The organism is Cylindrospermum sp. FACHB-282 (assembly GCF_014697195.1).
GTDB lineage: Bacteria > Cyanobacteriota > Cyanobacteriia > Cyanobacteriales > Nostocaceae > Cylindrospermum.
Genome location: NZ_JACJRJ010000024.1, coordinates 54,319 through 78,856 on the forward strand (window position 1 = coordinate 54,319; position 24,538 = coordinate 78,856).

At 41.9% G+C, this 24,538-nt stretch carries 20 protein-coding genes and 1 pseudogene; 11 read left to right on the plus strand and 10 right to left on the minus strand.

Annotation, left to right across the window (positions count from 1 at the left end; translation table 11 throughout):
• Window positions 1-48: 48 nt before the first annotated feature.
• From H6G32_RS14070 to hemL, 3 genes are all read right to left on the minus strand, one after another.
• On the minus strand, window positions 49-1,467 hold the full coding sequence (locus tag H6G32_RS14070; protein WP_309232600.1) for an ATP-binding protein: 1,419 nt from the start codon (window positions 1,465-1,467) through the stop codon (window positions 49-51).
• A 239-nt stretch (window positions 1,468-1,706) separates the two neighbouring features.
• On the minus strand, window positions 1,707-3,335 hold the full coding sequence (locus tag H6G32_RS14075; protein ID WP_190459237.1) for a serine/threonine-protein kinase: 1,629 nt from the start codon (window positions 3,333-3,335) through the stop codon (window positions 1,707-1,709).
• 441 nt (window positions 3,336-3,776) lie between these two features.
• Entirely contained in the window at window positions 3,777-5,075 is a 1,299-nt protein-coding gene (gene hemL / locus H6G32_RS14080) for a glutamate-1-semialdehyde 2,1-aminomutase (RefSeq protein WP_190459239.1), read from the minus strand.
• A 112-nt stretch (window positions 5,076-5,187) separates the two neighbouring features.
• Here hemL and H6G32_RS14085 point away from each other — a divergent pair, with 112 nt between their 5' ends.
• From H6G32_RS14085 to H6G32_RS14095, 3 genes are all read left to right on the plus strand, one after another.
• Complete coding sequence (locus H6G32_RS14085; protein WP_190459299.1) at window positions 5,188-5,376, plus strand: ChaB family protein; 189 nt, start codon at window positions 5,188-5,190, stop codon at window positions 5,374-5,376.
• A 101-nt stretch (window positions 5,377-5,477) separates the two neighbouring features.
• Window positions 5,478-6,128, plus strand: a complete 651-nt coding sequence (gene hisIE, locus H6G32_RS14090) for a bifunctional phosphoribosyl-AMP cyclohydrolase/phosphoribosyl-ATP diphosphatase HisIE (protein ID WP_190459243.1) — start codon at window positions 5,478-5,480, stop codon at window positions 6,126-6,128.
• 655 nt (window positions 6,129-6,783) lie between these two features.
• Window positions 6,784-6,981, plus strand: coding sequence for a DUF2811 domain-containing protein (locus H6G32_RS14095; protein ID WP_190459246.1), 198 nt, complete (start codon window positions 6,784-6,786; stop codon window positions 6,979-6,981).
• A 122-nt stretch (window positions 6,982-7,103) separates the two neighbouring features.
• Here the strand turns inward: H6G32_RS14095 and H6G32_RS14100 are convergent, their stop codons facing one another.
• Entirely contained in the window at window positions 7,104-8,579 is a 1,476-nt protein-coding gene (locus tag H6G32_RS14100) for an aminotransferase class I/II-fold pyridoxal phosphate-dependent enzyme (protein WP_190459248.1), read from the minus strand.
• Window positions 8,580-8,909: 330 nt separating this feature from the next.
• Between H6G32_RS14100 and H6G32_RS14105 the strand changes: the two genes are divergently transcribed.
• The 6 genes and pseudogenes from H6G32_RS14105 (at window position 8,910) to H6G32_RS14130 (ending at window position 13,010) form a co-directional block, all read left to right on the plus strand.
• Window positions 8,910-9,218, plus strand: a complete 309-nt coding sequence (locus H6G32_RS14105) for a hypothetical protein (RefSeq protein ID WP_190459252.1) — start codon at window positions 8,910-8,912, stop codon at window positions 9,216-9,218.
• A 119-nt stretch (window positions 9,219-9,337) separates the two neighbouring features.
• Window positions 9,338-9,532, plus strand: coding sequence for a hypothetical protein (locus H6G32_RS14110; protein ID WP_190459301.1), 195 nt, complete (start codon window positions 9,338-9,340; stop codon window positions 9,530-9,532).
• A gap of 38 nt (window positions 9,533-9,570) precedes the next feature.
• The gene (gene ychF, locus H6G32_RS14115; RefSeq protein WP_190459254.1) at window positions 9,571-10,662 is read left to right on the plus strand and encodes a redox-regulated ATPase YchF; all 1,092 of its coding nucleotides are present in this window, start codon (window positions 9,571-9,573) and stop codon (window positions 10,660-10,662) included.
• A gap of 419 nt (window positions 10,663-11,081) precedes the next feature.
• Entirely contained in the window at window positions 11,082-11,720 is a 639-nt protein-coding gene (locus tag H6G32_RS14120) for an AAA family ATPase (protein ID WP_190459256.1), read from the plus strand.
• 5 nt (window positions 11,721-11,725) lie between these two features.
• Window positions 11,726-12,265: pseudogene (locus H6G32_RS14125) on the plus strand (AAA family ATPase); the annotation flags it as partial.
• Between the two features lies 1 nt (window position 12,266).
• On the plus strand, window positions 12,267-13,010 hold the full coding sequence (locus tag H6G32_RS14130; protein WP_190459258.1) for a DUF4276 family protein: 744 nt from the start codon (window positions 12,267-12,269) through the stop codon (window positions 13,008-13,010).
• A gap of 8 nt (window positions 13,011-13,018) precedes the next feature.
• Here the strand turns inward: H6G32_RS14130 and H6G32_RS14135 are convergent, their stop codons facing one another.
• Both H6G32_RS14135 and H6G32_RS14140 read right to left on the minus strand, forming a co-directional pair.
• Window positions 13,019-14,377, minus strand: a complete 1,359-nt coding sequence (locus H6G32_RS14135) for a peptidoglycan-binding protein (protein WP_190459259.1) — start codon at window positions 14,375-14,377, stop codon at window positions 13,019-13,021.
• A 619-nt stretch (window positions 14,378-14,996) separates the two neighbouring features.
• Complete coding sequence (locus tag H6G32_RS14140) at window positions 14,997-17,744, minus strand: cation-translocating P-type ATPase (RefSeq protein ID WP_190459262.1); 2,748 nt, start codon at window positions 17,742-17,744, stop codon at window positions 14,997-14,999.
• A 107-nt stretch (window positions 17,745-17,851) separates the two neighbouring features.
• On the opposite strand from H6G32_RS14140, the gene H6G32_RS14145 reads away from it, so the two are divergent.
• Window positions 17,852-18,985, plus strand: coding sequence for an ATP-binding protein (locus H6G32_RS14145; RefSeq protein ID WP_190459263.1), 1,134 nt, complete (start codon window positions 17,852-17,854; stop codon window positions 18,983-18,985).
• A gap of 170 nt (window positions 18,986-19,155) precedes the next feature.
• Here H6G32_RS14145 and H6G32_RS14150 read toward each other — a convergent pair whose 3' ends face one another.
• The 4 genes from H6G32_RS14150 to H6G32_RS14165 form a co-directional block, all read right to left on the minus strand.
• Window positions 19,156-19,707 carry a hypothetical protein gene (locus H6G32_RS14150; RefSeq protein ID WP_190459265.1) on the minus strand — a complete coding sequence of 184 codons (552 nt, stop codon included), beginning with the start codon at window positions 19,705-19,707 and terminating at the stop codon, window positions 19,156-19,158.
• Window positions 19,708-20,134: 427 nt separating this feature from the next.
• Window positions 20,135-21,190, minus strand: a complete 1,056-nt coding sequence (gene dusB, locus H6G32_RS14155) for a tRNA dihydrouridine synthase DusB (RefSeq protein ID WP_190459267.1) — start codon at window positions 21,188-21,190, stop codon at window positions 20,135-20,137.
• Window positions 21,191-21,203: 13 nt separating this feature from the next.
• Window positions 21,204-21,488 carry a hypothetical protein gene (locus H6G32_RS14160; protein ID WP_190459269.1) on the minus strand — a complete coding sequence of 95 codons (285 nt, stop codon included), beginning with the start codon at window positions 21,486-21,488 and terminating at the stop codon, window positions 21,204-21,206.
• A 132-nt stretch (window positions 21,489-21,620) separates the two neighbouring features.
• On the minus strand, window positions 21,621-22,040 hold the full coding sequence (locus H6G32_RS14165; RefSeq protein ID WP_242046597.1) for a hypothetical protein: 420 nt from the start codon (window positions 22,038-22,040) through the stop codon (window positions 21,621-21,623).
• Window positions 22,041-22,607: 567 nt separating this feature from the next.
• Here H6G32_RS14165 and dnaK point away from each other — a divergent pair.
• Window positions 22,608-24,509, plus strand: a complete 1,902-nt coding sequence (gene dnaK / locus H6G32_RS14170) for a molecular chaperone DnaK (protein ID WP_190459270.1) — start codon at window positions 22,608-22,610, stop codon at window positions 24,507-24,509.
• Window positions 24,510-24,538 lie beyond the last annotated feature (29 nt).

A 24,538-nucleotide genomic window follows, 5' to 3' on the forward strand; every position in this document is an offset into this window, starting at 1 on the left:
GCCTAAAGGTTGGAACCCTGTAAACGCAAAACTCTCGTTCACAGGGTTTTAAGCTGTCTGGGGAATTTTAATGATAAACTCAGTCCCTTGTCCGGGAGCAGATATGCAGTGAAGGTCTCCACCGTGTTTTTCAACAACTATTTGATGACTGATGGATAATCCCAATCCAGTTCCTTTACCGACGGGTTTGGTGGTGAAGAAGGGGTCAAACAAATTCTTTTGTACACTCTCTGGAATTCCGGGACCATTATCCACAATACGGATAATTACCTGGTTGTCATCACTGAGTTGAGTATGAATGCAAATGGCGGGAGAGTTTGGAGTTAAAGAGGCTGATTCACAATTCAAAACTGAGAACTCAGAACACTCAGAGAGAGCATCAATAGCATTTGCCATTATATTCATAAACACCTGATTTAGTAGGCCAGCGTAGCATTCTACTAGGGGGAGGGGTTGATATTGCTTAAGAATAGTGATGCTTTTTTTACCTTTTTGGTGGGTTTTAAGGCGGCTTTGTAAAATTAGCAGGGTACTATCAATACCTTCATGGATGTCAACTGCTTTTTTTTCAGCTTCATCAAGGCGGGAGAAATTGCGTAAAGAGAGTATGATTTGCTGGATGCGATCGCATCCCATTTTCATAGAACTTAGGAGATTGGCAAAGTCACCAATTAAAAATTCTAGTTCAATTTGATCTGTAAATTTTTGAATTTCTGTGACTGGATGGGGATAATGCTTTTTGTACATCCCATTGAGGTCGATGAGGTTCTGACTATAGTTGATAGCATGAACAATGTTACCCGCAATAAAATTGACAGGGTTGTTGATTTCATGAGCAATGCCCGCAACTAGCTGACCTAAAGCAGCCATTTTTTCATTCTGTACTAGTCGGGCATAGTTGTGTTGAAGATCCCGAAAGCCTGCGCTGGCTATTCTAGATTGTTCTTGTACGTTCTGTAGTTGAGTAAGTGTTAAGACATAAATTTGGGAGTAGGCTAGAAGTAACTCATGGAAATCTACTAGTCTATACCGTCGAGGCTTAGTTTTACATTCTACTAGAATTGGCTCATAGAACAGTTGGGGCGATCGCTGCAATGCCAACTGAGTTGCTTCTACAATGAGCATATCCTCAGCCAGTACACATATTTCTGACTGGAGATTTTTATAGAGAGTTTCAATCGGCCGCATAGAATATAGCGCCAAGCTATAGGGGCTAATCATGTGCTCAAAAAATTTCTGCCGCGAAATCATCCCCACAAAATCTTGATTCTTGGTCAAGATAATTCCTGGTAGTAAAGGGTCTTGCTCAAACAGTATAGTTAATTCATTCCCTGGACAATCTAGCTCAATTTGCACCTCCCAAAGAGGTAATTCTTGTAAAGTTGACTCTAATTCTAAGTTAAGTTCAGAGATTAATAATTTTTTAGATTTTTTGGATTTTTTGGATTTTTTGAATTTCTTTGGTATCTTTGCCACTTTTAGCACCTTTATTACGCTTAATCACACAAGTAAACAACCAACAGTTACACTAGATAGCTTTTTTACTATTTACCCCAAACCTAATTTATCCGGGCATTTCCAGCATATTTGCTCATTGTTAAAAGCAACTTGATCTGATTTTTTTACCTATAGTTAAGGTCTGGGCAGTTCATTTTAGAGTTTTGAATTGATCTACTAAAGTCCTCAATTTTAAAAGAGCAAATTATTTATAATAAACCTCGTTTTCCATTGGGGCGTACTGTCATCCAGTTGGTTTTGGCTAGTGCCAGCTGCTCATCAGAAACCTTGGCACCAGTCAGATTTGCGCCACACAGATTAGCTCCCCGGAGATTGGCATTGCTGAGATAAGCGTAGCTGAGGTCTGCACCTCGCAGGTCTACTCCTTCTAAATCAGAATGGTTGAAGTAGGCTTTGGTCAAATTAGCATCCTTGAGATTGGCTTTAGCCAGACTAGCTCTGCCAAAGTCGCTATTATGAAGATCCGCTCCTTGGAGATTGGTTTTCTGCAATTGAGCGGAATGGAAATTAGTTTCCGATAAGTCAGCACCTGAAAGGTTTAGCAGATTTAAATTGTGGAGAGAAAAATCTCGTCTGCCCTTGAGGTAGGCTGTGAGTAGACCTTGGGTATCTAATTTGCGCTCAACTTTAGAATGTTGAGGTTGTGAACCATTGCTGTTGCTGTTAGGCAAAGTTGTTGATTTGGCGATCGCAGATTTCTGGTGTGTTCCCGTTGCTTGTAATCCTGCGGCTTCTGCTGCTTTGGCTCGTCTGGCTCGAATTGCTGCCGCTACCTGTGCCAGGCTGGCACTAGTATTATTAGGACTAGAAGTAGGTCTAGGGTGATTCCACAGAATGCCAGAATTTTCTGGGCGGTTGTTTATTTGTTCTTTAACAGGAGCGTCGGATTTAACTAGCAAACCCTTGGCCAAACTTTCAAGGTATGGTTCTATTTCTAATGCTCTGAGTACTTCTTCGGCTGAGTGGTAGCGATTGCGTACTGACACCTCCAACATTTTTCGCAACACATTGCTCAGGTGGTCACTCACCTGCACCATCTGTTCCCACATCATCTCACCCGTTGTCGGGTTGTATTCCAAATCTTTGGGTGTTTTGCCAGTCAGGAGGTAAATGCATGTTACCCCCGCCGCGTAGATATCGCTAGCATAGACTGGACGCATAGCCATTTGCTCTGGAGGCGCAAAACCAGGAGTGCCGATGGCATATGCAGTTAATGCTGTCTGTCCTGATTGGTTTGCACCTTGGCTAACTTGGTTTTTAACGGCGCCAAAGTCGATGAGCACCATTCTGGCGTCTTGATCGCGGCGAATCAAGTTAGCTGGTTTGATATCACGATGAATCACCTTTAGCTCATGGATGTATTGCAGCAATGGCATCAGCTCGCTTAAGAATTGCTTAACTCCCGCTTCGCTATAGATGCCGTTTTGTTTCACCTCTTGCTGGAGGGTAGCACCGCTGATATATTCCTGAACTAAGTAGAATTGCTCCTGTTCCTCAAAATAATCTAGTAACCGTGGTATTTGGGGATGATTGCCAATCTTACCTAGGGTCTTGGCTTCTCGCTCAAACAGTTCCCGCGCCATCTGCAAAATGTGGGGGGTAGTTCCTGATGGACGTAGTTGCTTGATTACACAACTCGGTTCTCCTGGTAAAACTTGATCATTGGCTAAGAAAGTTGCTCCAAAGCCACCCTGACCTAATTCTTTGATTACCCGATAGCGATCGCGCAATAGTAATTGCGAGCCACAAGACTGACACTTTTGGCTATGTGCCAAATTTTCTGGGTTAGGACAGGTAGGATTTAAGCAGTAGCTCATGCACTGTCAACTCGCTGCACGAATAAATAATTAATAGGAGAGAATTACACTCTATTTACATTATTTAGATTTAACTCTATTTTTACCAGGTAATTTTTGCGGTAATCTCTTGAAGAATTTCTAAAGTTATACGGAGAATACTTAAAGCCATAGTAAACCTATCATATTAACTATAGTTAACTTCACCAACACTTTCTAGACTAGAATCTCATCTAAAGATGTCAGAGTATTCATCAGCTTTGATACTAATTTATTTTACAGAAAATGTCACAATTTATATTCTTCGTTTAAATAATTTTACTTGCCTTATTCTGACTACCATGGGTTGATTTTTGAGTGCTTGAGTCAGTGCTGGGCCTAGCCAGTGTTGAGTGCCGAGTCAAAAAAGAACTCAGCACTCAGTAGCGCCGTAGACTCTGTGTTTACTCAGCCATCTTGTAGTTACAAGCTAGACAGCACATCCCGTGCGACGGCTAAAGTCTGGTCAATATCTTCTTCAGTGTGGGCCAAAGAAGAAAATCCAGCCTCAAACTGAGATGGTGCTAAGTAAATACCGCGCTCTAACATTCCCCGATGGAAGCGGCCAAACTTGGCTGTATCAGATTTTTTCGCATCCTCGTAGTTATGAACTGGCCCAGAAGTAAAGAACATCCCAAACATGGCGCTGATGTTACCACCACAAACCCCATGACCAGTTTCTTGAGCAATTTGCAGCAAACCTGTGGCTAACTTCTGCGTAATCCGCTCTAAGTACTCGTAAGTACCAGGTTTTTGCAGCAATTCCAGGGTTTTAATCCCAGCGGTCATTGCTAGGGGATTACCAGAGAGAGTCCCAGCTTGATACACAGGGCCTGCCGGGGCAACCATTGACATGATCTCGCGGCGACCACCATAGGCGCCTACTGGCAAACCACCACCAATAATCTTACCCAAGGTAGTCAGATCGGGGGTGATGCCAAATTTCTCTTGAGCACCACCATAGGCAATACGGAAGCCTGTCATGACTTCGTCAAACACCAACAATGCCCCGTGCTCGTGGGTAAGTTCCCGTAATCCTTCTAGGAAACCAGCATCGGGAGTAATAAACCCAGCATTGCCCACAACTGGTTCGAGAATCACACCGGCAATCTCGTCCCGGTTTTCTGCAAATAAGGCTTTAACTGCTTCTAGGTCATTGAAAGGCGCGGTTAGAGTATCGCTAGTTGCGGCTTTCGGGACTCCTGGGGAGTCGGGTAAGCCGAGTGTGGCTACACCAGAACCTGCCTTGACAAGGAACATATCAGCGTGTCCGTGGTAGCAACCTTCAAACTTGATAATTTTATCCCGTTTGGTGAAGGCTCGCATCAGCCGCAACACTGCCATACAAGCTTCTGTGCCGGAGTTGACAAATCTGACCATTTCGATGCTCTTAACTGCATCAATGACCATTTCTGCCAAGACATTTTCTAGGAATGAGGGAGCACCAAAGCTAGTGCCTTTTTCCAAGGCTGTATGTAGGGCTGCGATCACTTCTGGATGAGCATGACCGCAAATGGCAGGCCCCCAAGTACCGACATAGTCGATGTATTGGTTGCCATCCACATCCCAAATGTATGCGCCGTTAACGCGCTCAAAAACAATCGGTTGTCCGCCGACTGATTTGAAGGCACGAACTGGAGAACTGACTCCTCCTGGCATCAGATTTTGGGCAGCGGCGAAGATTTCTTGTGATTTTGTAGTTTTAATTGTGGTATTTACCAATTGGCTCTCTCCTAGGAGTGGGAAATAAAAAGCTCTATCTAAGGATAGGGTGAAAAACTGCTGAGAATTTCTATCTTATAAAATTAGACGCACCCAAAAAATAACAATTATGATTTTATACAAATCGAATCAAGACTTGCCTCTAGACATTCGGATTCGATTATCTGAGGCATCCCAGGAGCTTTACCGGGCAGCTTTTAACTCGGCAATTGATTGGTATGGTGAAGCAGCCAAAGCTCACAAAGTCGCTGCGAGTGCGGTGAAGATGCAGTCTGCTATGGAAAGGCACGCTCTTGTTTAGGGGATAATTAAAAGTTTTATTGCCAAAAATATGCCAGCTGCTCTAGTCCGAATGGTATCTTGAATCCATAAATCATTCTCAAAGCGAGCAAATTAGCTGGTATGTCTTCTCCCGATCTACATTCACTGCATCAGTCCATTCCTGTTGAAAAAATCCGCTACGATGAAAAGGGACTGGTGCCGGCAATTGTCCAGGATTATCTAGATGGCACTGTCTTGATGATGGCCTGGATGAATCAAGACTCATTGCAACAGACTTTGACAACTGGAGAAACTTGGTTTTGGAGTCGTTCCCGTCAGGAGTTGTGGCACAAGGGGGCGACTTCTGGGCATATTCAGAAAGTGCAGAGTATGCGCTATGACTGTGATAGCGATGCGTTACTCATTGGGGTAGAGCAGTTAGGAGATATTGCCTGCCACACTGGTGAGCGCAGTTGTTTTCATCAAGTAGATGGCACAATCACTGCACCGCCAGGAGATACATTATCGCAAGTATTTCAGGTAATATGCGATCGCCGTGACCACCCGAATGAAAGTTCTTACACCTGTAAATTATTTGCCGGCGGGGACAATAAGATTTTGAAGAAGATTGGTGAGGAAAGTGCTGAGGTGGTAATGGCCTTTAAAGATGATGAAGAAGAGGCGATCGCCTCTGAAGTGGCAGATTTGCTCTATCATACCCTCGTCGCCTTAGCTCACCATCAAGTTGATTTGAAATCTGTGTATCGGAAGTTGCAAGAACGTCGCCAGTGATGCCCAAAAACTGGGTATGAAGCTTGAAAGCTAAATCTTGTTACTTAGTATGTAAACAACTGAGTGTATGAGGGTAAAAATCTGAGATAAATCTACTGACTGCCAAAATCTAGACTGGGGTAGGGATTGGGTCAACTAATATGATAACTGAAATTTGGGCATAAATTTCTTGAGGTTTCAATATCAGCAAAATATTATGTTTTTTTAATTCTTATCATTAGCTGAACTTTTCCTCACTCATTCCACAGAGTTTCCACAGAGATTTTACTCGTTTTCCACAGATGTACTACGAGGCAATAGGCTCTTGCTAGCTTACTGGGGATTTTGCACTTCCATGATTCAGGAACTTCAGTGACTGAGTTTTTATTAAGTAAAGTAACAAAAACATGGCTCTAAGCCTGATTATTTCGTAAATATTTATTTTTTCTATAGTCTTTTTTAACATTTCGCAGCATTGACAAACCCACCCCCTCTTAGCGCACAATGGTTCGGCTTGCTTTTGTAGTCCGTTCAACCGTTGGCATCAACTGTGTAAAATTACCTCAGCTGAAAAGCGCAGATTGTCGGGCAGACGAAGGACTGAGCGAGTTAGCCTAAAACTACCTCACCGCAAGCAACTTATCCCTCTTGATTGACCTCTGAGAAGGAAAATCTTATGAACGCAACAGTTAGCATCTTTACAGAAATTCCCGAAACACTCCACGAATCTCTAAAAAACTATTTAGAAACCCATCCTGATTGGGATCAAACCAGAGTATTGACCGCAGCACTCTCACTGTTTTTGCTGCAAAATGGAGATAGCGATCGCCGTGCTGCCCGCGTCTATTTAGAAACCTTGTTTCATAACTGCTAAGTTAAAATCTATTCCTCAGTTGCGATCATCCTTCGCATTTCCCAACCGCAATCCAGGTGCTTCACTTTTTGACTTGAGCGGAGCATCTGGCTGTTACTAGTGCCACACAACTGAGTTTCTGCTTATTCTTTAATTACCTTTAAGGTGAGGAGGCTAGGATCAGCACAACCACTAATAAACCCGCCCATTGCTTGGATTCGTTGCAGATATTCTAAAGCGGGTTTGGTAATTACTTCTCCTGGGATTAACACAGGTATTCCTGGGGGGTAGGGACAGACGATTTCCGCACAAATGCGATCGCTTATTTGTTCCAAATGTAATATTTCATTAGCAGCAAAAAAAGCTTCACGGGGAGAATTACAAACAGGAGTCCCCATAATACTGTCAACAGTATACCAAACTGAATTTGTTACAATCAACCCCTTTGCCGATGATTTCATCTTGGACAGGGTGACGAAACCTTGCACCAATTGCTCAATATCAGCGGGGGTATTGCCCAAGCTAATAATAAAAGTGAGATGGTGCAATGATGCGAATTCAGGGGTTACGCCCAATTGTTCATCCAGTATTTCCTCAGCAGCAAATCCCGTTAAACCCAAGTCAGCAACGGTGATAGTTAACCGCGTTTGATCTAAAGCTACAAAGCCAGGTGAAGATCGCTCTGGGGAAATCTCCAAAACCGATAATCCAGGAATTTGGCTAATTCTAGTTCTCGCTGTATCTGCCAGTTGCAAAGTGCGAGACATCAAGTTTTCCCCGTGGATTGCCATTTGCTGACGTGCGGCATCGAGGGAAGCTAAAAGCAAATAGCTGGGACTGCTAGACTGCAAGAGTTGCAAAGCTTTACTCACTCGGTCAATATCGATTCTGTTGCCTTGGAGGTGCAACATTGATGCTTGAGTCATTGCACCGAGGGTTTTGTGAATCGATTGCACAGTTAAATCAGCACCTGCGGCTAAAGCTGTGGTAGGTAATGCCGAATGAAAGGCGAAATGTGCGCCGTGTGCCTCGTCTACCAGTAAGGGAATATTATATTGATGGGTAATGTGGGCGATCGCACCCAAATCTCCACAAACACCGTAATATGTTGGATAAACTGTCAGCACTGCTTTAGCGTCCGGATGTTTTTCTAGTGTCGTTTTCAGCGCTTCCGGTGTGATACTGTGGGCAATATCTAAATCTTCGTCATATTCAGGATTTATAAAAATTGGCATCGCTCCAGAAAGAATTAACCCAGAGATTACAGAAGAATGCACATTTCGCGGGAGAATAATTTTATCCCCCATACCACAAGTAGCCAGAATAGCCGCTTCAATTCCACAGGTAGAACCATTTACTAAAAACCAAGTTTTCCCAGCACCAAAAGCTGCTGCTGCTAATTCTTGCGCTTGTTGAATTACACCTTGGGGTGTGAAGAGATTATCTAAATCTGCTAATTCAGTTAAATCAGCGCGGAAGACTTCTTTACCTAGTAAATCAACTAAGGATTGAGAAATGCCTAAACCGCGTTTATGTCCAGGGGTGTAAAACGGTGCATGAGGATTTGCTGCACAAGCTTTTAAGGCATCAATTAAGGGTGTTTGGTTTTGATTGAGCATTTTTTGGGAAACGAAGCTTATATAATGTATATCGTCTTTAGCTTAGATGTGTTTATCTGGTAGATATGCTCAGTTTTGCACTTCCCCAGATACTATATGAGATTTATCTGGTACAGAATGAGTAAACTTATATCTTGCACCCTTCTCAATTAGCCCTTAAATAAATTTATGGCTGAAAGCCTAAGTTAGAAGACAGCTAACTGATATCTGGGATTTAACCAGTTTTAACCGGTTTCTGCTTTAAGCCAGAACTTTAGTTCACGGCTGAGGACAATTAATGCCAGATATTCAGTAAAAACTCTTTTTCATTTAAAATCTGTGATAAATAGCATGAACCTTCACGACATCAAGAAAAAATTCTTCCCAGTCATCAAAGTAATATCCATAGCACTTATAACCAGTGCAATAGGGTTAGAATTATGGAATATCCAAGCATTAACAACTAACAGTCAACTGCCTAGTATCTTGAATCCAGCTTTAATAATTGCTCACTTAGCACTGTCGGGTCATTTTGTAGAAGGAATAATCGCAGCTTATTATGCACCTTCCAAAAATCAGATACCAATCAAATATGGAACTTATACATTTTTTGTAGGTACAGTTGGTTTATTAGAATTGTGGGAAAATCATCATAACTAGCCCTTGATAGCTGTAAATTATTACAGGGGCATCTAGCTGGGTATAGTCATTTGGGAAGATGTCAAAAGTTCAGGTTGTCATCTAGCTTGGGAAAGTTGAATAATTTAATTAGACGTACCATGATTAATCCCGCTGCTATCTCTATACCCGAACCACAAATCCCTAATCCACAACCAAACCCCCTACCAAGTCCCGAACCTGTACCGAGTCCAATTCCCCTACCCCTACCGGAACCAGTACCGGAACCAGTACCAGGGACAATTCCTCAAACAGTACCAGGGCCAATTCCCCAAACCATTCCTGAACCTGTTTAAATTACTATTGTAGTTGAAACCAAAATTCAAAATCCAAAATGCTAAGAGCCGGAATTGTCGGACTTCCCAACGTCGGAAAATCAACTTTATTTAATGCCGTAGTTGCTAATGCCAAAGCAGAAGCGGCTAATTTCCCTTTTTGCACGATTGAACCGAATGTCGGCGTTGTCGCAGTACCGGATGAACGGTTAAATGTTCTCGCAAAAATCGCCAGTTCTGCACAAATTCTCGCTGCACGGGTTGAGTTTGTCGATATCGCCGGTTTAGTCAAAGGTGCAAGTCAAGGTGAAGGACTAGGCAATCAATTTTTGTCCCACATCCGAGAAGTTGATGCAATTATCCATGTTGTGCGCTGTTTTGAAAATGATGATATTATTCACGTTGCCGGTTCTGTTGACCCAGCGCGAGATATTGATATCATTAATATAGAACTTGGTTTAGCAGATTTATCGCAAATCGAGCGGCGAATTGACCGCACCCGCAAACAAGCCCGCACCAGCAAAGATGCACAATTTGAAATCACAGTTTTAGAAAAATTAGCTGCTGCTTTAAATGAAGGTAAATCGGTACGTCAGGTGAGTTTGACTGAAGAAGAAACCGAGATTATTAAAGGACTAGAACTACTCACCTACAAACCGATTATCTATGCTGCTAACGTATCTGAAGACGATTTAGCAACAGGTAATGACTTTGTAGAGAAAGTGCGGCTAATTGCGTCTCAAGAAAATGCCCAAGTTGTGATAGTCTCCGCTCAAGTGGAAGCGGAATTAGTGGAATTACCAGAAGAAGATAAAGCTGATTTTCTGGAATCTTTAGGTGTGAAAGAAGGAGGTTTAAAATCTTTGATTCGTGCTACCTACACCCTTTTAGGTTTACGGACATATTTCACCTGTGGCCCCAAAGAAACCCGCGCTTGGACAATTAACGCCGGAATGTCTGCACCCCAAGCAGCCGGTGTAATTCACTCAGATTTTGAGCGGGGATTTATTCGTGCAGAAACCGTTGCTTATAATGACCTAGTAACAACTGGTTCCATGATTGCTGCGAAAGAAAAAGGGTTAGTTAGAAGCGAAGGTAAAGAGTATATTGTGCAAGAAGGAGATGTATTGTTATTCCGATTTAATGTGTAGATTAAGTTCCTAAGTTCAAGAATAATTTATCGCTAAATTATCCCTAAATCTCAGAACCCCTCCCCGCAATCAAAAAACTATGTAGGTTGGGGAATCACTCACCTGCGGGGGTTCCCCCCGTTGAGTGAAGTGGCGTTTGAGGAACGAAAAGCAACATTTGTATGCTTTCCCTTGGCTTGGGCTGTGCATAATAGAACATATTGTAGGGACAATTCATGAATTGTCCCTACAGTGCTTTCTAGTATCCAATGCTGAACGCACGCTAGGGGAATGCAGTTTTTGGATAAACCAGTTTTTTCTGCTCACAGCTAATCAGGTTAAGATGATTTAATAGTAGATGGTTCGATAAAAACTATATCGCTTACCCTACTGTTAAATTAGTTACATTTCAAGTAGATTAGTATATAATCGTAAAAGTTATGGCTATTAAACTCATATCTGCAAAAATTGAAAATTTTAAAAGCTTAGGAGATGTTGAATTGAGCTTTAGGGACTTGACGATTATAGTCGGCTCTAACTCAAGTGGCAAATCTAATTGTTTAGACGCACTGCATTTTATTAAGAATCTACTTATGTCAGATTCTTTAACATTAGAAATTATGCAGAAATATGTGAGACTTGGAACTAAGAGATTTTGCTCAACTATTGTTGTAGAAGATGATGGAGAAAGAGCAGAATATACTGTATGTATGGCATCAAATAAAAATAATGGAAAAATTGTTAGTGAAAATCTGCTAGTTAATGGAACGGAGGTAATTCAAATTAGCAATGGTGAAGGAGAAGTACGTGATGAAGATGGGCAAAATCCTCAAACCTATAAATCTGATCCTGAAAGTATAGAAAGTTTGGCATTACGTTCGGCTGGAAATTTTGGAAATAAGCCTTTTACCAAGAAATTAGCAAGCTATATTAGGGAGTGGAAATTTTATGATATAAAGTCTGATGAGATAAGATATTTTGCAGAAGATATGGAGAATTTTGATGCGATTATTTTCAAAGGAAAAAAAATCCCGAACCAACTTTTGATTCTGAGGCTGCACAACTTCAAGCAGTTTTAAACTACTGGGCTAACAACAAAAAATATAAGATTGAAGAAATTAATAAAGAAGTTGAAACTTGTCTCAATATAAGCTTAATTGTAGTTCAAAAAGAAGAACCAATTGTCAAAATTAGAGAAAGTGATGCTAAAGAAATGTCCCTATCAAGTATGTCAGATGGAACTCTGAGGTTAATAGCTTATTTGACGCTGCTTTACCAATCAGATTCCGATATACCAAGTCTTATCAGTATTGAAGAACCTGAACGAAATTTTCATCCTGGTATTTTGAAAGAAGTTGCTTCTATTATAAAAAGGCTATCTAAGAAAACCCAAGTTGTTTTTACAACACATAGCTCTCAATTACTAGATTGTTTTTCTGTAGAGGAAATTTCAGACGAAATTTCAGTAATTCTTCTAAGTAAAAATGGCGAATTAGGTACTAAGGCTTGTCTATTAGATAAATTAGCTGAAAATCGAGATGATCTTTCAGATTGGATGGCTGATTTTGGATTAGGTAGCGCCATTTATCATAGTCACTTAATTGAAGAAGTTTTAGCTGGTTAATATGCCTAGTGTTCGACTTTGGGTGCCGGAATCTGACTATGATAAAGATGCAGTTTATTGTATTGCTCAAAAAATAGTCGAATATTATGAATGTGATTTAAAAATTGTCTGTGCAACTAAATCAGGGTACATTGATGCTGCACGTAAACCAGGTGGATTAAAGAAAGCAGTTGACATTTACCTTAAGAGTAATGACTTAGTAATATTTCTGATAGACGCAGATGGTATACAATCGCAAGCTCAAAGACTTAAGGAAAACAATTCTCTATTTAAGCGAATCAAAGAACTAGTTAATATATCTGGAGATAAAGTTAAATTAATTCTTATGGTTCAAGAGCTTGAGGCTTGGCTGTTAGTAGACTGTCTTGGCATTTGCTGCTACTTTACAAAAAATCCTGAAAATAGGAGTAAGCAGGAATGGATACGCTTTGCTAATGGTAAGCAGCTTGGTAAAACAGATTCCATAGCAGAAGCTGTACCAGGAGGGAGGAATGCAAAAGAACACTTAGAAAAACTTTCACAAGAAATATTAATAAAGAAAAATCCTAACCTGAAAGATAAATATCGCAATTTAAAAGAGCATCAATATATCGAAAACCAATCACCTAAGATTGCAGAGTCAATAGAAATTACTAATATAACCATTAAAAGAAATGATTCTTTAGAAGAATTTGCCCTGTGTTTAAAGAAATTAGCTGATGAGGAACAAGTAGATGCAGATAATGGGAGCATTCCAGTTGGGTAAGTATACATTTAAGCTAAAATTCCAGAAATTGCTCTCTTAATAATCTCTGCAACTTCCGTTGCCATTCTAGCATCAAGTTCTACCACTTCTTGATCTAAATTCCTTGGTTTAAGTGCCCTTACTCCGCGTAAAGCCATACTTAATGTGAAGAATTTAGCCGGCTTTCCTGATGCTTGGGGACGACGATCAATAAATTGCACTAAAGCAAGATAAACAGCTTCAGTTCTCTGTCTAGTAACAGTCACCCCATTACCAAGTTTGGAGATAATCACCACAGAATCAAGGGCATTTTGTAAACCCAAAGTCTTGATAGCTAAATCAGTTAAACGCGCTGTATCTGTGCCCATTATTTTAATTAAAGTGTCTAAACTTTTCTGACTTATGGATGGTAGCTGCGAATTTTGCGGTAGATAATTATGCCAGCCTAACATTGAGATTATTCTCGTTAAATCATAGGCAGATATAGCATTACAAGCCCATGAGGGAGGTGCTAAATCAGGAGTCAAAATTATCTTTTCTGTGCGGCGTTCCACCAGCCGGGGGGCATCAATAAAAGTAATTCCACTATATCGACCACGAAACACTAATTCATCATTGCCTGTAAGATTTTTGAGCCATTTCTCTAATTTTATTTGGGGAGAAAATCTCTTGAATACTGCCCCTAATGCATTAGAAGTTGCTATTATTTCCTCATAAGTAATCATATCTTTTGCTAAATCTGAGAAAGGAAAACTCCTTTGAATTTTATCTTGGTCTAAACCTTTAATATTATAATTAGTAATATCTGCACCGGGTACGTTTTTATTCAATAAATAAGCAGTATATAGAAGGGAAATGATTTTTGTCCCACTCCAAAATTCTTCAGTATTCAGTGCATTTCTTCCCAGCCATTTAGTCTGGAAACTTCCTGCTGAAAAACTACCCACACAGATACAAGCTTCTTTGATATCTTCATGCAAAAACTTTAGACTATTTTGGTTAATTTCAGGTAGTTGTCCAACTACTGGAAAAGGGCGAAAACTGCTATCAGCTTTAATTCCATCAACTAAATTTTTTCCGTTAGGTTTCTGTTTTAAACGAGTGGGATAATGCTGAATTTGTTCTTTGTAGGGTGAGGTATTAATACCTTGATATAAAAGTACTGGTTTATCTTCGACTCCACCAGCCGCAGCATTGAGAAATTGTTGATAAATTTGCTCTCGGTTAGTTGTATTGCTGGCTAACAAATCTGATATAATTAGCGCTTCTTGCGAATTACTGAAAGCTGGAATAGACTGGGCTTGAACTGTACCTATTCCGTATTTATAACCCAAATATGTAAAAGCTGTGGCGACGGAGAAGATAATCTCTCTTCTGGTGAATTTCATTGATAAATTTTCTAAGTAACTAAGGAATTCTACCAGCTTGGATTAGCATTAATGTAGAAAAAATACTGTTTTGTAACCAAATTATTTTTCCGGAGAATAAGCCTACCAAGATTTATTATAAGTAGGTCGGTGTAATTGCTTGACCTCGCCACTCACAGAAGCCTCCGCTTGAATAATTATTCTAAGTGCTTTACAGGCAATTGTAAGCTGTTGGGCTTTTAATTTGAACATCAAGGGCGGGCTTTCCTGCCCACCCCACAAGAGTTAGATTGAATGATGGTATGCACATTATAGGATTGTCAGCTTACTAATTTTTCAAGCTGATTCGCTACATCTAGCCGATGGCATCGATGCCAGTCTTTTTCGGTAAACAGTAAGCCGCGAAATAAATTTCCGGCTTAAAGCTTAAACCCATTAAAATGGGTTAAAAGATTGTCCAGTAAGCTTTTAGCTTACTTTAGTTCGGGGCAGGATTTTGGGCTTAACTGAGTAGTATTGATATCTTCTCTTCGAGAACCTACGCAAACGTGTTTTAATAAAAAAATAAGGTAGGCATCATTTGCCCACCGGCTTAGACTCTTCTTTGCGCTTTTGCGCCTTTGTGCGAAACCTAAACTCCTTAATTTGGCGGATCAAAACGATTGACAAACGCCGACCAAATAATCATTGGTGAACCCACAGCCAAACAAAATAACCACTGTTGTAAACTCAATGGTGCTGTTTCAAAGACATCATTAATTAATGGTACATGAGCAAATACAATTTGCAAAAGAATTGCGCCGATAATTCCCAACCCAATTACGGGAACACGATTATTATTTGGCAATGTGCCCGACAGCCTCGCCATCAAATTAGGCACTAATTGACTAATGCTCAATAAGTAAAATATCCGTCCGGCAATCAAAGAGTTAATCGCCATTGTCCGGGCTAAATCTATATTATTTGTTGTTTGCCGGATATATTCAAATACTCCAAATATCACAATCCAGTTAAAGAGTGAAATTGCTAAAATTCGTCCTAACCGACTACGGGAGAGCAATGGTTCATTAGGACGGCGTGGTGGTTGTGCCATCACATTTTTTCCCTTGGGTTCAAAGGCTAAGGGTACTGTCATGGTGATAGAATTTAGCATATTTAGCCAGAGAACTTGCAAAGATAAAATTGGCAAATCTCTAGCTAATAAGGTGCTAATCAAAATCGTCATTGATTCCCCACCGTTGACGGGCAAAATAAAGCAAATGGCTTTTAATAGGTTTTTGTAAACTGCTCGCCCTTCTTCAACTGCTGCTTCAATAGAGGCAAAATTATCATCGGTAAGCAGCATATCGGAGGCTTCTTTGGCAACTTCTGTACCAGCACCGCCCATTGCAATGCCAATGTCGGCTTGTTTTAATGCTGGTGCATCGTTGACACCGTCTCCTGTCATGGCGACGACTTCGCCTTTTGATTGCAAAGCTTCGACTAAGCGTAACTTTTGTTCGGGGGCGACACGGGCAAATACTGCTCCCTCTTGGGCAACTTGGGCGAGTTCTGTTTGATCCATTTTTGCCAGTTCTGCACCTGTGAAGGCTAAAACTGCGCCGTTGTTGTTGATTCCCATGCGCCGGGCGATCGCTTGGGCGGTAATTGCATGATCTCCGGTAATCATTTTTACCTGAATTCCCGCCGACTGACAGGCTTGCACCGCCTTAATCGCACTCTCACGGGGGGGATCAATCATCCCCTGCAATCCCAAGAAAATTAAACCGTTGGCTATATCTGGATGATCTACCCCGTTTTGCTCATTGGATACAGGTTTTTTCGCCAAAGCTAACACCCGTAAGCCCTGACGTGCCATAATATTTACTTCCCGCTCGATAGTGGTTTGCCGTAACGTTTCTACACAATCTAAGGGGCGGGGTTCTCCGTCAGTATTTAGCATTAGGTTGCAGCGCTGGAGAATTGCTTCTACTGAACCTTTGATATATATAGTTGTACCTTGGGGTGTGGCGTGCAAAGTCGCCATGTATTGATAATCTGATTCAAAGGGAATGCTATCTAGCTTGGGCATTTGCTGATTTAAGGCAGTCTGCTGGAAACCTGCTTTGTTAGCTGATGCAATTAAGGCTCCCTCTGTGGGATCTCCGATCACTTCCCACCTGCCATTTTTCTTTTCTAGGTGGGAATCGTTGCACAACAAACCTGCAATCAGACATTCTTGCAAGCCCTTTGCCCTGTTTAAGTCTACTGGTTTTTCATCTACTAAAATTTCCCCTGTGGGGGTGTAACCTATTCCGGTAAATGTATACTGCCTTCCTCCTGCATAGATGGCTTGTACTGTCATTTGGTTTTCTGTTAAAGTTCCGGTTTTATCGGAACAAATCACAGTTGCACTCCCTAATGTTTCCACGGCTGGTAATTTGCGGATAATGGCATGACGCCGGGCCATGCGGGAAACACCAATTGCTAGGGTGACGGTGACTACTGCGGGTAAGCCTTCGGGAATGGCGCTGACTGTTAAAGCCACAGCGGCTTCTAGGGCTTCTTGAAAGCCGCGAAAGCTTAAGCCGACTACAAAGCAGAGGGTTGCTAGGGCTAGCACCATGTAAAGCCAATTTTGGCTGAATTTGTCGAATTTGCGGGTTAATGGTGTGGAAATGTCGGTGTGCTGCTCCATTAACTGGGAAATGCGCCCTGTTTCTGTGGCGTTACCCGTGGCTACTACGATTCCTGTTCCTTGCCCAAAGGTAACGAAGCCTCCGGCATAAGCCATGTTTTTACGATCGCCTAAGGCAGCATCTGGCTGTAAAATTTGGGTATTTTTTTCTACGGCTACTGATTCCCCGGTGATGGCGGATTCATCAATTTGTAAATTGCGAACTTGGATTAACCGTAAATCTGCGGGGACTTTATCGCCAGAAGTCAATAGCACTATGTCTCCGGGTACTAATTCGCGGGAGGATATGCGGATTTTTTGACCGTCGCGGATGAGTGTGGCTTCTGTGGTAATCGCTTTGGCTAAGGCGGCGATCGCATTTTCCGCTTTTGATTCTTGCACAAATCCAATCATGGCATTGGTAATCGTCACGCCCCAAATTACCCCGGCATTGACAAAACTGCCAGTTAGTACTTTCACCAAACCGGCACACAATAAAATAATTAATAATGGCTGGTTAAATTGCAGCAGAAACTTCAACCACCAGGGTTTGCTTTTCTTTCCTGTGAGTTCGTTTGCCCCCAAATCAGTTAACAGTTGTTTGGCTGTAGCACTATCCAAACCTTGATGGGCATCACTTGAAAGGCGGGCGATCACTTGTTTACTATCCAGAGCATACCAAACGGTGGGCGGCTTCTCTTCTGCTGCCACGGTAGATGTTACCTGAGCCATAATTATTAATACTTTATGTAAAGTGCTAAATATTTTATAGCACGCTTCATTAGTGCTAATAAAAATACAACACCATTTAATTTTGATACTAATCATAGTTGCTCTCAATGGTTTATGCTTTCGTTACGGTTGGGATTGAAGTCAAAGGCAAAAAGCGCGTGAACTTGGATTTGTCTACTCCTTTGCAATTAATTGGGCGATCAGCAGAATTTCAGCACCTCGTAGAAGTACTGGCCCAAGATGGCGATTTGTTGATTACTGGCGTACCTGGTAGTGGAAGGCGTACCCTCGTCCGGGCTGGGGCGCAAGAAGTTGGAGCGATCGCACTGGAGATAGACTGCATCCGTGCTACAGATGGGGAGCGATTTGTTCAATTACTAGCGGAAGCAATTAGCCAAAACTGGCAACCAGCAAAAATTCAAGGCTGGGTTGCTCAAAATGCGGTGGAGTTTTTTTGCTTTCATCCAGACGGCAAACTCAAATTATGGCGATCGCTTAACCAGAAACAGCTATGGCAAGCATTTGAAATCTTGCTCAACTTGCCACAAATTATGGCTGTTGACTTAAATAAGCAGGCGGTAATAATTTTGCAGAGTTTCCCTCATATTCGCTCATGGGATCGCAATGGTTTGTGGGAAACCACATTCAGGAGAGAAATTAAGGCGCAAACTCATGTTAGTTACATTTTGATCGCCACTATTGCCGAAACAAGTCACCATGCAGATGAAACTAACTATCCCTTAGAAACTATACAGTTAGCTCCTTTAGCTAAGGATGTTTTGGCTGTCTGGGCCAGGGAAATATTGCATACACAGGGGCTAAAATTTGATTCCCGCTCAGTCGCTTTGCAACTATTCTTAAATGCTGTGCAAGGACATATTGGTGATGCTATGTCACTAATTCGCCGTCTGCCAACTTTACCCTCTGCTGATGGGTTAATTACTGAAAAAGATGTACAGCAAGCAATTGAGGGACTACTCAAAGACTTGTCTATCACCTTTGAGTCTTTACTGATGTTACTCCCAGCTAATCAGGTACATTTGCTGGAATCTTTAGCACTTGATCCCACAGAGAAGCCACAAAGTAAAGAGTATATTCAAAAACATGGTCTTTCCCGTGGTGGGAGTATTCAGGGGGCCTTAACCGGATTACAGCACAAAGGTTTAATTTACAATGCAGAGCAGGGTTACCGATTAGCCTTACCTTTATTGGCTTTGTGGTTGCGTCAGCGGTTGAGTTGAGCAAAAAAAGGCACTCTTGCAAGAGCCACCCATGCTGGTAAAAATATTTTTTGATGGCACCCCCAGCGCCAGAAAAAAACTGTGCTTGTTTGAAACTACTTAAATTTATTTATAGGGTTTGCAAGAGTGCCTTCTAATTAAAAATCTTCTGTAAGTTTGAATAGGAATATTTAAGAATCTGCGAGTTTACTTAAGCTAAATTGCCGAGGATATTTGAGAATAAATATATTATTTTCTTTAATTAAATCACCGCTACAAAAGACTGGTAAACGTTCTTGATAAGCTTTAATAGCTAAAATATAATTATACCCAGATAGTTCGGTGTGAATTCTCCGTAGTTTATCGACAACAACGCCTAGTAGGATAATTTCTCCGCTTAATTTATCTGGATTAGGCGTTTGAATTTGCATCACTACAGCCTGAATATTAATATCGGGGTAAGTGGTAATTAGCTCACTTAAAATATCCATTTGTGAGCGATTTTCTACTTCTTCTAATATCTTCATAGCATCAACAATTCTGGCTGCATAATCATATAAATTTTGTCTTAATGGTAGTAGTATTTCAAACTCACCTTCAGCATATTTTTTAAAACTCCAAATTGTTCCAGCATCATCATAAATATGTCCTTTCTCCTCCCAGCCATTACTTTTCAAATATGTTTCTAAAACATTAGGTTCTATAGTTTTCAGAATTTTGCTATCTCGGATGGTAACTTTCATGGCGAACCTCCAAAACTAATGCATTGAATAATGGTTTGGAGCGATGGTAAGACCACTACCAGTTATACTATAGCCCGACAAAGAGCAGTGCAATCCCATGAAATTTAGGTAGATAAAAGCGTTACTTACTGGATTGTGTCGCCAGTATTTTTCTCTCTCCAGATTTTATTTATCTGCATCGAAGGGAACGCTTTTACCGCTCTGTGTCTGGTTGATTGCAGTCAAAATGACCTGACACAAATCTTACAGCGTTAGCTACCTTAAATGTTCCCGTTTCGTGATGAATCTTCACCAATTTAGCTTTTTTTGCACTTTTTTACTAGCTGATGAACAAGGATGTATTTTCACAGGACGATGGAAACCTGTTGTAGAAAACCTAGTTGCCACAACTAGAACTATTTGATTTAGCTGAAAACAGGAAGATTTTTTATACCAAAGACAAATCAGATTCTACCTCTAATTCTGGTTCATAACCATTTGCCAACTGTGCGATCGCCTGATCAATAAAATTCAAACCTTGCTCCACCGTTTCCACTAGGCTTAACTTGCCACGCAAATCAGCAGCACCGACGAAGCCTTTAGCATACCAAGTCATGTGCTTGCGGGCTTGACGCACACCGCGATCTCCCTTGTATTCCCACAAAGCTTGCAAATGTTCTCTGGCACATTCCAACCGCTGAATCGGGTTTGGTGGCGGTAACAACTCCCCAGTTTTCAGGAAATGGTCAACTTCACCCACCAAAAACGGATAACCCAAAGTCCCACGGGAACACATCACCCCATCAGCACCAGTTTGCTCTAAACATCTCACCGCTGCCTCAACAGAAAAAATATCCCCATTACCAATTACCGGGATGTCAAGCACTTCCTTCACACGAGCAATCCATTCCCAGCGGGCATTACCATTGTAACCTTGGGCGCGGGTGCGTCCATGCACCGTAATCATTTTTGCGCCAGCATCTTCCATCCGTTTAGCAAAGTCAAGAATCGTAATTTCTTGATCATTCCAGCCAATCCGGGTTTTTACGGTTACAGGCACATCAACAGCTTTCACCACTTCCCGGACAATTGCCTCGGCTACTTCTGGTTGTCGCAACAGCGAAGAACCACCGCCATTTTTAGTAATTTTATTAACCGGACACCCCATATTAATATCAACCGTATCCGCACCTTCAGCAACTGCCTTAATTGCTGCTTCCGCCAAAAAATCTGGACGACAATCAAACAACTGAATGCTGATCGGTCGTTCCTTGGGGTCTACCTCCATAATTTTGGGTAATTCCTTGACATAGTGCAACCCCGTAGCATTTACCATTTCTGTATACAACATCGAATCTGGCGCATAGCGGCGCACGAGGCGGCGAAACACCATATCTGTCACCCCAGATAACGGCGACTGGAGAACGCGGCTTTTAACCTCCAATGAGCCAATTTTTAGGGGTTGGGAAAGTCTAGCTTGAAGAGTGGGGGACAGGGAAATCATACAATTTTTGAGTTTAGCTTGGAGATACCATATCTTGATGATATTGATATTCCATCAGGATTTTAGTACCTGCTGGTGTCAACTCCCAGCGATCGCGTGGTGATCCTGGTTGTATGTGTCTTTCAAGCAAACCCTTAGCCACCAGATCCTTTAGTACCACCATCATGTCAGGTTCTCTTGGTACGTCTAGGCGAGAAAGAGAATTGGCTAGTTCATACCAACTCCAATTACCCTGTCCTTTGGCGACTAATTTTATAAGTACTAATTCGAGTTGAGTTAATTGGATTGAGTTTTTCATGAATATCCCTCCCATCTTTAATTTTAAGAGGATTTGAGGCTAAAAAATAATATGTTTTGAGTATTCAGGTAGAGGTTTTAGACAGATATTAAAAGCTCTACCTGAATGCTTACGCCCTAGCAGAGCATCATTTTACAAAGTTATTTCCATAAATAACACGCCAGTCCCTTCCTTTAGCCCATAATCCTCTAGTGTTGCTGTGTGAGCATTATTCCAGAGTTCATAAGCCGCATCTGGATCATCTGGCTGTCCAGTTGGGTATCCAAGTTGTTTATACCTCAAGTACTCCCGGAGTTCATGGGTATAGAAGCGGAGATCGACTGGTTCAGCTACGAGTTCATTTGCTGCTATTTTTCTTAACCGCTCTACCATTTTTATCTCTTCATCGCCAACAGGATTAAACCTGCGGACGTGAGCTTCGACTATATCAGCACCCTTGTTTGTAATCTTTACCTTTCTATAAGAGAGTTCTAATATCTTTCCACCCGCTTTTGATGGATTGAAGGGTCTACCACTAATAGCACCTTTTTCCAGCATTTCTATTTTGCTCATAACTAAATACTAACGAATAGATTAAAAAAAATAATGTAACTTTGCGATAATTTATGGTATATTTGCCATCTTTAATTAAGTTGTTGTGTTGGCGATGTCCACCTGCACAGTGCTAGTACAGATGGGTCGGTAATCAATAATCTATCTATCGTGTCTTTGATGCTTGTCGTGCAGTTACCAGAGTCAACCACCATCATCGCTCTTTTTGCTATCTCTACCTACTTTAGGTTCTCCGCAATTCCTTCAAAGACGGCAAATACGACTAGAGAATTACGGTTCACCCCAATTCGTGAAAGTATTAATTCTCATACATTAGACAGAGTGAGACTAAAGCAATCCATGAACCGAATATTAACCGTCCTATTCTAGGTTCGGGAAACCACCCTTCATGGACAGGCTACACAACATCAGTATATATATCAGCATAACTTGGGATTTTCACCCCAGGAAAGGCAAGGCAAAGGTATTGATGCTGAACTGACTGTTGCAAATCAATCAGTTGGTTCAATATTTAGCCCTTTATATTCCCATTCATTCATTTGTAGTTATACGGAGCCAGCACCTAAAATGGCAAAAGTAGTTGGAATTGACTTAGGGACGACTAACTCCTGCGTGGCAGTGATGGAAGGCGGTAAACCGACAGTAATTGCTAATGCAGAAGGTTTTCGGACAACGCCATCAGTGGTTGCATTTGCCAAAAATGGCGATCGCTTGGTTGGTCAAATCGCCAAACGCCAAGCGGTGATGAACCCCGAAAACACCTTTTACTCGGTCAAACGCTTTATCGGTCGTCGTTACGACGAAGTCACTAAAGAAACAACCGAAGTTTCTTACAAAGTATTAAGCAGCGGCGGTAACGTCAAGCTAGACTCTCCAGGGGCTGGCAAACAATTTTCTCCTGAAGAAATTTCTGCACAAGTTCTTCGCAAACTAGTTGAAGACGCCAGCAAATATCTTGGCGAAACTGTCACCCAAGCAGTAATCACCGTCCCTGCATACTTCAACGACTCCCAGCGCCAAGCTACAAAAGACGCTGGCAAAATAGCTGGTATTGAAGTCCTGCGGATTATCAACGAACCAACAGCCGCCTCTCTGGCTTATGGCTTTGACAAAAAGAGCAACGAAACCATCCTTGTGTTTGACCTTGGTGGTGGTACCTTCGACGTATCCGTCCTAGAAGTAGGTGATGGCGTATTTGAAGTACTAGCCACATCTGGTGATACTCACCTCGGCGGTGACGACTTCGATAAAAAAATAGTAGATTTCTTAGCTGAACAGTTTAGAAAAGAAGAAGGTATTGACCTCCGCAAAGATAAACAAGCCTTACAACGTCTGACTGAAGCCGCAGAAAAAGCCAAAATTGAACTTTCTAGCGTCACCCAAGCCGAAATCAACCTGCCATTTATCACCGCTACCCAGGACGGCCCCAAGCACCTGGATACAACCCTAACTCGCGGCAAGTTTGAAGAACTTTGCTCGGACTTAATCGACCGTTGCCGCATCCCTGTAGAAAATGCCCTCAGAGATGCCAAGTTAACCAAAACCGATATTGATGAAGTCGTGTTAGTTGGTGGTTCTACCCGCATCCCCGCAGTCCAAGAGGTAGTGAAGCGGGTATTAGGTAAAGACCCCAACCAAACCGTTAACCCCGATGAAGTCGTGGCAGTTGGTGCAGCGATTCAAGCAGGGGTGTTGGCTGGTGATGTTACTGGCATCTTGCTATTAGATGTGTCACCCCTATCCTTGGGTGTGGAAACCCTCGGCGGTGTGATGACCAAAATTATCCCCCGCAACACCACAATTCCCACCAAGAAATCAGAAGTCTTCTCCACCGCTGTGGATGGACAAACCAACGTAGAAATTCACGTCCTCCAAGGGGAACGGGAATTTTCCAACGATAATAAGAGCCTGGGAACCTTCCGCCTCGATGGCATTCCTCCAGCACCACGGGGCGTCCCCCAAATTGAAGTTACCTTTGATATTGACGCCAACGGTATCCTTAACGTCACCGCCAAAGACAAAGGCACCGGTAAAGAACAATCCATCAGCATTACTGGCGCTTCCACCTTGGATAAAAATGACGTTGACCGGATGGTGCGCGAAGCCGAACAAAACGCTTCTAGCGACAAAGAACGGCGTGAAAGGATTGAACGCAAAAACCAAGCTGACTCTTTGGCATACCAAGCTGAGAAGCAACTGCAAGAATTAGGTGATAAAGTTCCCGCTGCTGACAAAACCAAAGTTGAAGGTTTGGTGAAAGACATCCGGGAAGCTGTGGCTAAGGAAGATGACGAGCAAATCAAGAAGCTAACGCCAGAATTGCAACAAGCGCTATTCTCAGTCGGTAGCAATCTTTATCAACAAACTGGTGGTGCTGCACCTGGTGCTGAACCTCAGGACGGCGGTGCTCCTCCCTCTAGCGGTAGTGGTGATGATGTGATTGATGCTGATTTCACTGAAACCAAATAATTAGCTTACCCCTAAACAATACTTTCCCA